The sequence below is a fragment of the Rhizobium sp. NFR03 genome, from assembly GCF_900111275.1.
Classification (GTDB): domain Bacteria; phylum Pseudomonadota; class Alphaproteobacteria; order Rhizobiales; family Rhizobiaceae; genus Ferranicluibacter.
This window is the reverse complement of record NZ_FOGR01000008.1, coordinates 122,837-137,036: the sequence shown is the minus strand read 5'-3', so window position 1 is coordinate 137,036 and position 14,200 is coordinate 122,837. Positions and strand designations below refer to the sequence as shown.

Annotated in this window: 11 protein-coding genes; 10 read left to right on the top strand and 1 reads right to left on the bottom strand. The window is 63.7% G+C overall.

What is annotated here, in order from left to right; translation table 11 throughout:
• Positions 1–5: 5 nt before the first annotated feature.
• From BSG19_RS20775 to BSG19_RS20730, 10 genes are all read left to right on the top strand, one after another.
• Complete coding sequence (locus tag BSG19_RS20775; protein ID WP_092989975.1) at positions 6–3,269, top strand: error-prone DNA polymerase; 3,264 nt, start codon at positions 6–8, stop codon at positions 3,267–3,269.
• A gap of 61 nt (positions 3,270–3,330) precedes the next feature.
• Positions 3,331–3,612 carry a helix-turn-helix domain-containing protein gene (locus BSG19_RS20770; protein WP_348272150.1) on the top strand — a complete coding sequence of 94 codons (282 nt, stop codon included), beginning with the start codon at positions 3,331–3,333 and terminating at the stop codon, positions 3,610–3,612.
• Positions 3,609–4,367: a helix-turn-helix transcriptional regulator gene (locus BSG19_RS20765; protein ID WP_092989929.1), complete on the top strand. Its 759-nt coding sequence runs from the start codon at positions 3,609–3,611 to the stop codon at positions 4,365–4,367. Before BSG19_RS20770 ends, BSG19_RS20765 begins: the two co-directional genes overlap by 4 nt.
• A gap of 76 nt (positions 4,368–4,443) precedes the next feature.
• Positions 4,444–5,097 (top strand): acyl-homoserine-lactone synthase, encoded by a 654-nt coding sequence (locus tag BSG19_RS20760; protein WP_092989928.1) that lies wholly within the window; start codon positions 4,444–4,446, stop codon positions 5,095–5,097.
• An 81-nt stretch (positions 5,098–5,178) separates the two neighbouring features.
• Positions 5,179–5,532, top strand: a complete 354-nt coding sequence (locus BSG19_RS20755; RefSeq protein WP_092989927.1) for a hypothetical protein — start codon at positions 5,179–5,181, stop codon at positions 5,530–5,532.
• 179 nt (positions 5,533–5,711) lie between these two features.
• Positions 5,712–5,990, top strand: a complete 279-nt coding sequence (locus BSG19_RS20750; protein ID WP_092989926.1) for a hypothetical protein — start codon at positions 5,712–5,714, stop codon at positions 5,988–5,990.
• Between the two features lie 343 nt (positions 5,991–6,333).
• On the top strand, positions 6,334–6,516 hold the full coding sequence (locus BSG19_RS20745; RefSeq protein WP_092989925.1) for a hypothetical protein: 183 nt from the start codon (positions 6,334–6,336) through the stop codon (positions 6,514–6,516).
• Positions 6,517–6,727: 211 nt separating this feature from the next.
• Positions 6,728–7,708, top strand: a complete 981-nt coding sequence (locus BSG19_RS20740) for a DUF3991 and toprim domain-containing protein (protein ID WP_092989924.1) — start codon at positions 6,728–6,730, stop codon at positions 7,706–7,708.
• Between the two features lie 145 nt (positions 7,709–7,853).
• On the top strand, positions 7,854–8,462 hold the full coding sequence (locus BSG19_RS20735) for a DUF1419 domain-containing protein (protein ID WP_092989923.1): 609 nt from the start codon (positions 7,854–7,856) through the stop codon (positions 8,460–8,462).
• A gap of 308 nt (positions 8,463–8,770) precedes the next feature.
• Complete coding sequence (locus BSG19_RS20730; protein WP_092989922.1) at positions 8,771–13,876, top strand: N-6 DNA methylase; 5,106 nt, start codon at positions 8,771–8,773, stop codon at positions 13,874–13,876.
• 139 nt (positions 13,877–14,015) lie between these two features.
• Here BSG19_RS20730 and BSG19_RS26440 read toward each other — a convergent pair whose 3' ends face one another.
• Positions 14,016–14,129, bottom strand: a complete 114-nt coding sequence (locus BSG19_RS26440; RefSeq protein WP_244529353.1) for a type II toxin-antitoxin system MqsA family antitoxin — start codon at positions 14,127–14,129, stop codon at positions 14,016–14,018.
• Positions 14,130–14,200 lie beyond the last annotated feature (71 nt).

The window sequence follows — 14,200 nt, the reverse complement described above, 5'->3', positions numbered from 1 at the left end:
GCCGCATGAGATATGCCGAGCTCCAGGTCACGACCCACTTCTCGTTCCTGCGCGGCGCGTCCTCAGCAGAAGAGCTGTTTGCAACCGCCCATGCGCTCGGCATCGAGGCGCTGGGCATCGTCGACCGCAACTCGCTCGCCGGCATCGTGCGGGCGCTCGAGGCCTCGCGCACAACCGGCATCCGCCTCGTGGTCGGCTGCCGGCTCGATCTCGCCGATGGCATGTCAGTGCTGGTCTATCCGACCGACCGCGCCGCCTATTCCCGTCTGACGCGTCTTCTAACGCTCGGCAAGGGCCGTGGCGGCAAGGGCAACTGCATCCTGTCGTTCGAGGATCTCGAACTCTATGCCGAGGGCCTCATCGCCGTGCTCGTGCCCGATCTGCCTGACGAGACCTGCGCGGTGCAGCTCCGCAAGCTGTCGGGTGCCTTCGGTGATCGTGCCTATCTCGCTCTGTCCCTGCGCCGCCGGCCGAACGACCAGATGCGGCTGCATGATCTGGAGATCCTTGCCCAGCGATATCGGGTGCGCACCGTGGTGACCAACGACGTGCTTTTCCACGAGCCGGGCCGTCGGCAGCTCCAGGACATCGTCACCTGCATCCGCAACAACACCACCATCGACGCGGTCGGCTTCGAACGCGAGCGCCATGCCGACCGCTACCTGAAGCCACCGCATGAGATGGAGCGTCTGTTCCCACGCCACCGCGAGGCACTCGCCCGAACGATGGAGATCGTGTCCCGCTGCACCTTCAGTCTGGAAGAGCTGACCTACCAATATCCGGAAGAAGCGATCATTCCGGGCAAGACACCGCAGGCATCGCTCGAGCAATATGTCTGGGAATGTATACCAGACCGCTATCCGGAAGGTCTGCCACCGAGTGTCCTGAAGACCTTGCGCCATGAGCTCGATCTCATCCGCACCATGCGCTATGCGCCCTACTTCCTCACCGTCTTCTCGATCGTGCGTTTTGCCCGCTCGCAAGGCATCCTCTGCCAGGGACGGGGATCGGCTGCCAACTCCGCCGTCTGCTACATCCTCGGCATCACCTCGATCGATCCGGAGACCAATGATCTCCTGTTCGAGCGCTTCGTCAGCCAGGAGCGGGACGAGCCGCCGGATATCGATGTCGACTTCGAGCATGAGCGGCGCGAAGAGGTTATCCAGTGGATCTACAAGACCTACACGCATCAGAAGGCAGCGCTCTGTTCCACCGTCACGCGCTATAGGGCAAAGGGCGCGATCCGCGATGTCGGCAAGGCGCTGGGCCTGCCGGAGGATCTGATCAAGGCGCTGTCGTCGGGCATGTGGTCATGGTCGGAGGCGGTGAGCGAGAGGAACGTCAAGGAGCTGAACCTCAACCCGGACGATCGGCGGCTGGTGCTGACGCTGTCGCTCGCCCAACAGCTCATGGGTGCGCCGCGACATCTCGGCCAGCATCCGGGTGGCTTCGTGCTGACCCATGATCGCCTGGATGATCTCGTGCCCATCGAGCCGGCGAGCATGGCCGACCGGCAGATCATCGAGTGGGACAAGGACGATGTCGAGGCGCTCAAGATGATGAAGGTCGACGTGCTCGCGCTTGGCATGCTCACCTGCATGTCCAAGGCCTTCGACCTCATCCGCGAGCACAAGCACGAAGACCTCGATCTCGGCAGCCTCCCTCAGGAGGATGCAGCGACCTATGCGATGATCCGCAAGGCCGACACGCTCGGCACCTTCCAGATCGAAAGCCGGGCGCAGATGGCCATGCTGCCACGGCTCAAGCCCCGGACGTTCTATGATCTTGTCGTCCAGGTGGCGATCGTGCGGCCCGGTCCCATCCAGGGCGACATGGTGCATCCCTATCTCCGGCGCCGGGAAGGCAAGGAGAAGGTCGAATACCCGACCCCCGAGCTCGAGTCCGTACTCGGCAAGACACTCGGCGTGCCGCTCTTCCAGGAAAGTGCCATGCGGGTCGCCATGGTCTGCGCGGGCTTTACCGGTGGCGAGGCCGATCAGCTCCGAAAGAGCATGGCCACATTTAAGTTCACCGGCGGAGTGAGCCGGTTCAAGGGCAAGCTGGTCTCGGGCATGGTGAAGAACGGCTACTCACCGGAGTTCGCCGAAAAGACCTTCAGCCAGCTCGAAGGCTTCGGCTCCTACGGCTTTCCCGAAAGCCATGCCGCGTCCTTTGCGCTCATCGCCTACGCCTCCAACTTCGTGAAGTGCCATCATCCCGACGCCTTCTGTGCGGCCCTCCTCAACTCCCAGCCGATGGGCTTCTATGCACCGGCGCAGATCGTCGGGGATGCGCGTACCCATGGGGTCGAGATCCGCCCGGTCTGCGTCAACCGCTCCCGTTGGGACTGCACGCTCGAAAAGGTGCCGGGGACGAAAATGCGGGCCGTGCGCCTCGGCATGCGGATGGTGCGGGGGCTCGCTGCCACCGATGCCGCCCGGATCGTTGCCGCCCGCATGGACGAGCCCTTCGAGAGCGTCGACGATATGTGGCGGCGCTCCGGCGTGCCGGCGGCATCTCTGGTCGAGTTGGCGGAGGCCGATGCCTTCCTGCCCAGTCTCAAGCTCGAGCGGCGGGACGCGCTCTGGGCGATCAAGGCGCTGCGCGACGAGCCGCTCCCGCTGTTTGCTGCCGCCGCCGAGCGCGAGATGAAGGCGATTGCCGAACAGCAGGAGCCGGAGGTGGCGCTGCGCCAGATGACGGAGGGGCACAATGTCGTTGAGGACTATGGCCATGTCGGGCTGACGCTGCGGGAACATCCGGTCGCGTTTCTGCGGAAAGAACTCACCAAGCGCAGCATGGTGACCTGTGAGGAAGCGATGGCAGGCCGGGACGGGCGCTGGGTCTATACCGCCGGCCTCGTGCTCGTCCGCCAGAAGCCTGGATCGGCGAAGGGCGTGATGTTCATCACCATCGAGGACGAGACGGGGGCGGCCAATATCGTGGTCTGGTCGAGCCTGTTTGAGAAGCGCCGGCGCGTGGTACTGGGGGCGTCCATGATGGCGATCAACGGGCGCATTCAGCGGGAAGGGGAGGTCGTTCACCTGGTGGCGCAGCAGCTCTTCGATCTCTCGGGCGACCTGTCCGCGCTGGCCGACATGGATGCGGCGTTCAAGGTCACTTCAGGCCGGGGCGACGAGTTCGCGCATGGGTCAGTGGGTGGCGGCGATGCGCGGGATCGGCCGAAGAAAGTGCCGCAGCCAAGGGACATCTTCGTACCCGATCTGCATATCGATACGCTGAAGGTGAAGGCGCGGAACTTCCAGTAACAGATTAAGGTACGCGAACGCCGGCAAATGAGACGATGAGTCCGTGGACGATTAGGACGCCTTGGCATCGAATTTAGCGATGCACAACTACCGCCAGATCGTAGCTCGTAACGTTCGGTCCGCCCGTCTGGCGCTGAAACTTTCCCAGGAAGCCTTTGCACACGAATGCAAAGTCGATCGGACATATATCTCGGGCATCGAACGTGGACTACGGAATCCGTCACTCGACATGATCGTCAAGATTGCGCTGAAGCTCAATCTGACGCCAGGCATGCTGTTCGATACCGCGGCCTCGAAAGCCCCGGTGAACCAACAAGACCATAAGCCTCCCACCGCGTCATGACCTTGGACAAGTTGGACCAACCGAACGCCTATCTTATCTATGAAACGGCTGTTGGTCACGTCGAGAAGGTGAGAGCGGAGGACGAGATTGCCGAGCTCTTTTCCAAGATCTCGATTTTGTATGATTTGAAGAATATCGCATATCTCGCGGTGAATATCCCCGGCATGCCGATCAATGATCCTTATCTTGCTGTTACATACTCATCGGAATGGGTGAAGCACTACCGGAAAAATCGCTACGTCGAGATTGACCCGACGATCCGTAAGGGGTTCTCGGAAATGTTGCCGTTTGACTGGCATCACCTCCCAACCTCACAGTCGCCGAGGCTTGAGCATTTCTTCGGAGAAGCGTCCGACTTCGGAGTCGGTCGGCAGGGATTAACGGTCCCCGTTCGGGGGCAGCTCGGCGAACGTGCCATCTTCTCGATCGCCAGTGATCTGCCGTTACGCGCCTGGGAGAACGTTCGCGGTCTCTACATGAGAGACTTCCAGGTACTGGCAACACATTTTCATCAGATGATGCTTCGTCTTCAGGGCATAGAGCGAGACGAGGCAATGCTCGCACGGCGTGAGATCGAGTGCCTGTTCTGGACATCGGAAGGAAAATCGGCCGAGGAATGCGCGATGATCCTGGGTCTATCAGCCCGGACCGTTCGGGCCTATCTCGAGAACGCGCGTCGAAAGCTCGACGTCGTCACAACAACGCAAGCCGTTGCCAAGGCGTTGAAACTGGATCTCCTGTCGCCCCAGCTGTAAACCCGGCAAATCCGCCGTATGTTCATCATCGCTCAATAAGATGTAACTTCTGTGCCGAACCATTTGGAGAGGCACTATGATCAGAATTGTAAACCCTTCTCAAAAAGACAAGCATCGAGACGAGCTCGATCAAATGCATCGTATTCGAGCAGCCGTTTTTCATGAACGGCTTGGATGGGATGTAACTGTCGTGGACGGCCGGGAAGTCGATCATTTCGACGATGAAGATCCTGTCTACGTCTTATCTATCGATCCTGTTACGGGAGCGGTCCAGGGCTCGGTCCGCCTCCTCATGACGACCGGCCCGAATATGCTCCGGGATGTATTTCCTCAGCTTCTTCCCCAGGGTCAGGTTGTTGACAGCCCGATCATTTGGGAGAGCTCACGGTTCTCCATCGACCCGCAGCTCGCAAACCGCAGCAGTCCGGAAAGCAGAAACAAACGTCTCAACATCGTTACGCTGGAGTTGCTCTGCGGGATCGTCGAGGTTTGCCAGGCAGCCGGTATTCAATTCGTCGTATCTGTCTACGACGCCAGAATGGCCCGGATCTTCAAGGCAGCCAACTGTGCCGCTGAGATCATTGGAGAGCCTCAGCGGATCGGAAAAGTCATGACCTACGCTGGACTGTTTGCAACTGATGACGAGATGCTTCAGCGACTTCGGCTGGCGGGTAACCTTCCCGTCTCTGTGCTTGAAGAAGCGCATGGCAAGATCGAAAAGGCCGCTTGATCCTGGTGGTGGCCGCCTTGAACGCCACCTTCCATAGCTGTCACTCGCCATCATCGTTAGCATTCTATGCCAGAGCATGTCATGAAAAATTACCGAGGCACGCTGCAGCCAGCCGGCGCCGATGATGGTTTCATGGCACCGCTGATCGACCTGATGCAACAGCGTCTTCCCAGCGATGTCGACCTTCCCGCCGTGCTCGGCCTCTTTCTGGTAATGATCGAACTGTCGCGAACGACAGGCACATTCACGCTGCTTGCATTGCAAGAAGTTGTTGGTCCCCTCGATCAAATCAGGGTGCATATTGATGCATTGGAGCGCTCGGGATTCATCTCGATCAGGGATGATGACGGGGGCTCCAGCCATGAGAATGGTGTTGTGATGATCTCAGATCGAGGTTTGCCGGAAGCTTGGCAGGAGGTGCGGAAGCCGCTTTAAACAGGCGAGCATGGCGTCCGATCTGGTCAGGCAGTAGCCCCGCGTTGCGCCGGAATGGGGCGAGCTCGGCGTGTCGATCCGAAAGAGCTTGTCCGGCTGCCGGGACGATGATGACAAGACAAAAACAGCGTTGGGCTGCTACAAACTCTCCGCGTCTTTGCGATCGGGAGAATGGCAGTATGCTGGGTTTCTTGAGAGAATGGAGGGCCAGGCGTCGCCTGAGACAACGCCGTATCCGTGTTGATGCCCAACGCCTTTCGGCATCTAACCCAAAAGACGCCTACTATGAGGCTCATCGTCACTTTGCCAAGGCTCGATCAGCAGGCGATCCCGCCGCAATGCTGCACTGGGCATCTGTTGCAGCCGAGGTTGCGCGGATCGAACCCAGAGCGGAAATGGACTTCGGTGTCGTGCTGGCCATCGACGATGCCGAAAAACAAGCGCACACGCGATTGTAACCCTCATCGAACACCGACACAGCAGCTTTGACAGTCCCCTGCGGGCGTGACGCCGTGCCGGAGATGCATATCGCGTTCGGCGTTCATCGGCGATACCGTGCCGGGACTGCGACCGGGAAAGGCGTGCAGCTGCATTGGACACCTCGCAAGCGAGCCCGACCCGCTCTTTGTGGATGGCTTTCCTGGTCCTTTCCCGGCCTTCCACGATCAACCCGCTTCGGGGTCCGCTACGCGAGCGTGCGGCCGCTTGGGGCTTCGCCGTCGCGGTGATCGCAGCCGGGCAAGAACACTGACGGAGCCATCGAGCGGGGATCGGCCTCGCTTTCCAAGGTGGAGCCCTCAGATGTCGCACGATCTCTCCCTCGCACAGTCCCACGCCCTCGCACTTGCCCGCATCCTCATGGTGCCGGTCACGCTCTTCAGGGTCGACGGCGAATTCGCCGTCCTGCCGAGCGACGAGCTCGGCAGCGCCGACGTCGATACGCTCGCCGAGTACGATCCTTTCGACTTCGGCCCGGCTCATTGAGCCGGGTTCGCCCTTCCGAGCGTATGCCGCGAGCGCCCGGACGGCCGCAAGGGAGGCTTCGCCGCGGGCCGGGCGGTTCCCGCCCGCCTTGCCTGCCCGCGCCCTTGCCCCCGTCCGCTCGCCGCGGCGGGAAGGAGCGGTTTCCGCGATCCTGCGGAAGGATAAGCTTTGAAGGAAAGGAGGCCGGGCCCGAAGAGCACCGGTAAACGCCATGGAGACAAGGGATATTGAAGATTTGCGCGGCCGGGTGGCCTGCGCTGCCGTGCTGGAGAAAGCCGGCTTCACCATCGATCTGAAGGAAAGCACCCGGCGCGCAGTCAAGCACCGGCGCGGCGGCGAGATTATCATTGTCATTCATGACGGGCGCGGCTGGTTCGACCCGTTGTCCGACGCCAAGGGCGACCTGTTCTCGCTGGTCATGCACCTCGATCGCATCGACTTCGCGGAGGCCGTGACGCGGGTCGTCGATCTCATCGGCTTCGTAGCGAGCGAGCCGGCCTGGACACGCCAGTCCCGAACGAGCGATCCTGAGGCCTCTGTTCCCGACCGCTGGAAGACACGTCGCAAGCCTTGGTCCGGTTCGGCGACCTGGCGCTACCTCTCGGAGACACGGCTTCTCCAGGATGCAATCATCCGCGCAGCGCTCACCCAGGACATCCTTCGCGAAGGACCCAAGGGTTCCATGTGGGCGGCACATACCGACGAGGCAGGCGGCGTGACCGGCTGGGAGGAGCGCGGTCCCGACTGGCGCGGCTTTGCGAGCGGCGGCGCAAAGACGCTGTTCCGGCTCGGTTCCCCTGACGTCGAGCGCTTCTGCGTGACGGAAGCGGCGATCGACGCCATGAGCCTTGCCGCGATCGAAGGGATGCGGGAGGGCACGCTCTATCTCAGCACGGGCGGCGGCTGGTCACCGGCGACGGATAGGGCCATTCGCGCGTTGGTCGCCCGGCCAGGCGCGCAGCTTGTGGCGGCCACCGACGCCAACAGCCAGGGCGAGGCCTTCGCCGCCCGCTGCCAAGAGATAGCGGAAAGCGCGGATCGCGGCTGGCTGCGGTTGCGGCCGTCGGGCGAGGACTGGAATGCGGTGCTGAAGACCAAAGGGCTCGAGGAGCGGGAAAGACGAGGGGAGGGGCGGGAAAGAAGGGGAGTGGAAACCCGGCTGCCGCATGCCCGCCGGCCGCGTCAAGGGTGACGCTTCGCCCGGCTGCGCCGGCCCTTGACCCGGCCGGACGGAATGGCGGCCGCGGGGGAGGGGTCCGGAAGGGCTGAAGAGGAATGAGCGGTCAGGTGGATCGCTTGGCGCTTCTAGCCCGGACAGGCCGAAGGAGCCGCTCCCGATGCAAAGCCCGTCTTCCCGTTCCATCAAGATCTTCCACGGCGTCGCGACGCGCCATGAGATGTACCGTCTGTTCGATCGCCATGCACAGGACCCGGATACGGAACGCCGTCGCTCGGGCGCGCTTCATGCTGGCGAATGGTTCGAGATCGGCGAGGACGAGCATGACCATATGTTCGAGATCCTGCCTCCGCTCTGGATGCGCGGCGACATGTTCGCGATGCGCGAGTTTCTGACGGGCGATGTTACCAGTGTCTTCTTCACATTTAGCATCGACGGCCGCATCCGGTGGTTCCACGGCTATTGCGACCTCTCCGACAGAACCTCGCCGGACCGCATGAAATCCGTGATCGTCGAGCGCGAGACGAGGCCGGTCCGGGCGATGACGCGCGAGGAACGCCTCGAGCATATCTGGAGCGCCACGCATGACGACTATCGCGGGTACGCTGGCGCGCGCTGGCCGGAAGCCCTGCGCGGGACACGCACCGTGCTGCTGTATGCCGGCCGCGAGGGCACGTTTCTGAAGCGTCTCGACGATCTGACCGAGACCGAGATCGCCGCCAAGCTGCCGGTGCAATTCCGGCATCTGCCCGACGCCGTCGCCGCGTGAGAGGAGGGCACCATGGCGGATCGTTTCCGGACCGAGGCATGCGCGCCGATGCTGCGGAAACCCGTGTCCCGTTGTTATCGCTCGCAGCGTCTGCCGGCGGGGTCGGGTTTGCCTTAATCCTCTGATTGTTGCTTGAGCCGACGGGCGTGGGTGCCCAGCGCTCGGCGGCTATCTCGATCAACGGGCCTTCGTCGGGGCCGGCTGAGCCTCACGACCTTTCGATCCATCACCTCCAACCATCGCGCTTATCGCCTGCCGGTCTTGTCCGGCGGGACGACGATGCGCGCCTTCATTCCAGGAGATACTCCATGTTGCACGACGATCCCTTTACGCTCGACCTCTTCGGTAGCTCGTCGCTGTCCTCCGGCTTCGACCTCGGTGTCACGGCCTTCGCGCCGGGCCCCGGTTCCGCACCCGACGACAACGATCCGCCACCCGCATCTCCGGCGGCGGCGCTCACGCCTCCGGCGAGCCGACCCACGACGGTTGCCGTCTCACGCGAGCGCGGCGAGAACTTCCACCTCGCCGGCGCACGTGGCCTTGCCCGCTCGTGGAAGGCGCGTGCCCGCGATGCGCTGGCCGCTATACGGCTTGCCGCCGAGATCGAGGGCGAGGCGCGTCCGGCCACCCGAGCGGAGCAGGAGAGGCTGATCCGGTTCACGGGCCTCGACGCCTCGGAGCTTGCCACCCGCATCTTCCGTCGCCCCGGCGAGGAGGCGTTTGCCAAGGGCTGGGAGGAGCTCGGTTCGGAACTGGAGACTGCGGTCTCGGCTGCGGACTATGCCTCGCTCGCCCGCTGCACCCAGTATGCCCATTTTACGCCGGAGTTCATCGTACGCGCGATCTGGGCTGGGCTCCAGCGGCTGGGATGGCGGGGAGGGCGGGTGCTGGAGCCGGGGATCGGCACGGGCCTCTTCCCGGCGCTGATGCCGAAAGAGCTACGATCGGTCAGCCACGTTACTGGCGTCGAACTCGATCCGGTGACCGCGCGGATCGCCCGGCTTCTCCAGCCGCGTGCGCGCATCCTTGCTGCCGACTTTGCCCGCATCGACCTGCCGGCGACGTTCGATCTCGCGATCGGCAACCCGCCCTTCTCCGACCGAACCGTTCGCAGCGACCCTGCCTTCCGGACGCTCGGCCTCCGGCTGCATGACTACTTCATCGTCAAGGCCATCGACCGGCTGAAACCCGGCGGGCTTGCCGCCTTCGTCACATCGAGTGGTACGATGGACAAGGCGGATGCCCGCGCTCACGAAGCGATCGCGTGCCAAGCCGATCTCGTCGGCGCGATCCGTCTGCCGGAAGGTGCGTTCCGGGCAGACGCCGGCACGGATGTCGTGGTGGACATCCTGTTCTTCCGCAAACGCCAGGCTGGTGAGCCCAAGGGCGATCAGACATGGCTCGACAGCGACGAGGTCCGCGCCGCGACCGGCGAAGAGGGCGCGATCCGCGTGAATCGCTGGTTTGCGCGGCATCCGGATTTCGTACTTGGCGACCACGCGCTGACGTCGGGTCCATTTGGCGAGACCTACACCTGCCAACCCCGACCGGACGCCGATCTGGCAACCATCCTCGACGTCGCGATCCTCTCTCTTCCGGAAGCCCTTTACGACGGCGAGCCCGAGCCCATCGATGCCGAAGACGCCGACGTCACCGAGCCCGTCCACATCGGCACGGTCGCCGATGGGGCGACGATCCGCGAGGGTAGCTACCTCGTCGATATCAGACACGGGCTGATGCAGATCGTCGACGGCATCCCCGTCGCCGTTCCCACACGCCGCGGCCGAAGCGGCGACGGCCTGCCGGAAAAGCATGTGCGGATCGTCCAGAAGCTGATCCCGATCCGCGACGCCGTGCGCGAGGTATTAAAAGCCCAGGAGCTGGATCGGCCATGGCGCGATGCGCAGGTCCGGCTTCGCATCGCCTGGAGTGCGTTCGTGCGCAGCTTCGGCCCGATCAACCTGACGGTGGTGTCGAGCAGCGAGGACGCGGAGACCGGCGAGGTGCGCGAGACGCACCGCCAGCCGAACCTCATACCCTTCCGCGACGATCCCGACTGCTGGCTGGTCGCCTCCATCGAGGAGTACGACCTCGAGACGAACACGGCCAAGCCCGGACCGATCTTCACCGAGCGGGTGATCGCGCCGCCCGCGCCGCCGGTCATCACGTCGGCCGCCGACGCGCTTGCCGTGGTGCTCAACGAACGCGGCCATGTCGATCCCGATCATATCGCCGAACTGCTGCATCGGCCCGTCGAGGACGTCGTCGCGGAGCTTGGAAGCGCCATCTTTCGCGACCCGTCTGGCGGACCCTGGCAGACGGCCGACGCGTATCTCTCTGGCCCCGTCCGCGACAAGCTGAAGACAGCGGAAGCCGCTGCGGCACTCGATCCGGACTTCGCGCGCAATGTAATGGCTCTCCAGGCCGTGCAGCCTGCGGACCTCCGGCCATCCGACATCACCGCCCGCCTCGGTGCGCCGTGGATACCGGCCGCCGACATCGTCACCTTCGTCACCGAGACGATGGGGGCGGACATCCGCATTCATCACATGCCGGAGCTTGCGTCCTGGACGGTCGATGCGCGGCAGCTCGGATACAGCGCCGCCGGCACGTCGGAATGGGGCACCGACCGCCGCCATGCCGGTCAGCTTCTTTCAGACGCACTGAACTCGTCCGTGCCGCAGATCTTCGACGTGGTGAGGGATGGCGACAGCGAGAAGCGGGTGCTGAACGTTGTTGATACCGAGGCGGCGAAGGAGAAGCTCTCGAAGATCAAGACGGCGTTCCAGTCCTGGGTCTGGTCCGATCCGGACCGGACCGACCGGCTTGCCCGGATCTACAACGACCGCTTTAACAACATCGCCCCGCGTGCCTTCGATGGGTCACATCTGCAGCTGCCCGGCGCCAGCGGCGCCTTCCAGCTCTACGGCCATCAGAAGCGCGGGATCTGGCGGATCGTCTCGGCGGGCTCGACCTATCTGGCGCATGCGGTCGGCGCGGGAAAGACGATGACGATGGCGGCCGCCATCATGGAGCAGCGTCGGCTCGGCCTGATCGCCAAGGCGATGCTGGTCGTGCCCGGCCATTGCCTGGCGCAGGCTGCCCGCGAGTTTCTGGCGCTTTATCCGAACGCCCGCATTCTCGTCGCCGACGAGACGAACTTCACGAAGGACAAGCGGGCGCGGTTCCTCAGCCGGGCGGCGACCGCCACCTGGGATGCGATCGTCATCACCCATTCGGCCTTCCGCTTCATCGCCGTTCCCTCCGCCTTCGAGCAACAGATGATCCAGGACGAGCTGGAGCTCTATGAAAGCCTGATGGCGAAGGTCGACAGCGAGGATCGCGTCTCACGCAAGCGCCTGGAGCGTCTGAAGGAAGGCCTGAAAGAGCGTCTGACCGATCTCGCCACGCGCAAGGACGATCTCCTGACCATCGGCGAGATCGGGGTCGACCAGATCATCGTCGACGAGGCGCAGGAGTTCCGCAAGCTCTCCTTCGCCACGAACATGTCGACGCTGAAGGGCGTCGATCCCGGCGGCTCGCAGCGCGCCTGGGACCTGTTCGTCAAATCCCGCTTCGTGGAAACGAAAAATCCCGGTCGGGCGCTGGTGCTCGCCTCCGGCACGCCGATCACCAACACGCTCGGCGAGATGTTCACGGCGCAGCGGCTGATGGACGGGCAGGCGCTCGCCGCGCGTGGCCTGCATGAGTTCGACGCCTGGGCGAGCACGTTCGGCGACACCGCGACCGAACTCGAGCTCCAGCCGTCCGGCAAGTACAAGCCCGTCACCCGCTTCAGCCAGTTCGTCAACGTGCCCGAGCTGATCGCCATGTTCCGCTCCTTCGCCGACGTGGTGATGCCGCAGGACCTGCGCCAGTATGTAAAGGTGCCTGATGTCTCGACCGGCAGCCGGCGGATCGTCACCGCGGAGGCGACACCGGCGTTCAGGGACTATCAGCGCCGGCTCGACGCGCGGATCACCGCCATCGAGGAGCGCGACCGGCCGCCACAGCCGGGCGACGATATCCTTCTCTCCGTCATCACCGACGGACGCCACGCGGCCATCGACCTCCGTCTGGTGGATCCCGATGAGGACAACGAGCCGGACAACAAGCTGAACCTGCTCGTCGCCAATACTTTCCGCATCTGGCAGGAGACGGCGGACAACGTCTACCTCCGAGCAGACGGCCGGTCTTACGACCTGCCCGGCGCGGCGCAGATGATCTTCTCCGATCTCGGCACGCTCGGCGTTGAGAAGAGCCGGGGCTTCTCGGCCTACCGCTGGATCCGTGACGAGCTCGTCCGGCTAGGCATCCCGGCATCCGAAATCGCGTTCATGCAGGACTTCAAGAAGTCCGAAGCCAAGCAGCGGCTGTTCGGCGATGTCAGGGCCGGCAGGGTGCGCGTGCTGATCGGCTCGTCCGAGACCATGGGCACCGGCGTCAACGCGCAACTTCGGCTGAAGGCACTGCATCATCTCGACGTGCCGTGGCTGCCCTCGCAGATCGAGCAGCGGGAAGGCCGCATCATCCGTCAGGGCAACCAGCATGAGGAGATCGACATCTTCGCCTATGCGACGCTCGGATCGATGGATGCGCAGATGTGGCAGAACAACGAGCGCAAGGCGCGCTTCATCGCGGCTGCCCTGTCCGGCGACACCTCGATCCGGCGGCTGGAGGACATGGGCGAGGGGCAGGCCAGCCAGTTCGCCATGGCCAAGGCCATTGCGTCGGGCGACAAGCGGTTAATGCGCAAGGCAGGGCTGGAGGCGGAGATCGCCCACCTCGAACGGCTACGTGCGGCCCATGACGACGACCAGTTCGCCATCCGCCGCCAGATCCGCGATGCGGAACGCGACATCGAGCATGCAACCCGGCGCATCGCCGAAATCGGCGAGGATCTCGAACGGCTGGTTCCGACCGCGGGCGATGCCTTCGCGATGACCGTGACGGGCAAGCGCTACACCGAGCGCAAGCTTGCCGGACGGGCGCTGATGAAGGAGATCCTGACGCTCGTGCAGCTTCAGCAGGAACGTGAGATCGTCATCGCCTCGGTCGGCGGCTTCGACCTCGTCTTTTCCGGCAAGCGGTTCGGGCGCGACGGCTATCGCTACGAGACGGTGCTGCGGCGCATCGGCGCGGATCATGAGGTTGATCTCGACATGACGATCACGCCGCTCGGCGCGATCTCGCGGCTGGAGCATGCCCTGTCGAACTTCGAGGGCGAACGTGAGGGCCATCGATCGCGGCTTGGCGAGGCGACGCGCCGGCTGTCGTCCTACCGAACCCGGATCGGGGAGGCCTTCGCCTATTCCGGGGAACTGAAGATGAAGCGAGAGCAGCTGGCAGAGGTCGAGACGTCTCTGGCGGATGAGACAGGCAATGCGACATCGGAGCCGCCGATGGCGGCCTGAGTCACAGGACATCGCCCTTGAAAGCCAAGCGGAGGCGATGCCCGGCTATCGGACCGTTTCGAGATCGGTCCGGGAAAAGTCTTGGCTGTGCAGCCGGCCCCCTTGCGATCCCGGCCCGTCGTCCAGCGCGGGGCGCTGCTCAGCTCAACTCCTCAATCAGTTCGGGATGCCTGTCCAGAATGCGGATCAACTTGCTGTTGGGCCCGCTTAGCTCGACCAGCCCCCGCTCGTATTCGAAGGCGTTCTCTTTCACCTTCAGCAGGCTACCCGCTTCCCGATGCGACAGCTATAGCTTGACCCTAATCCGCCGTATCGTTGCTGGCG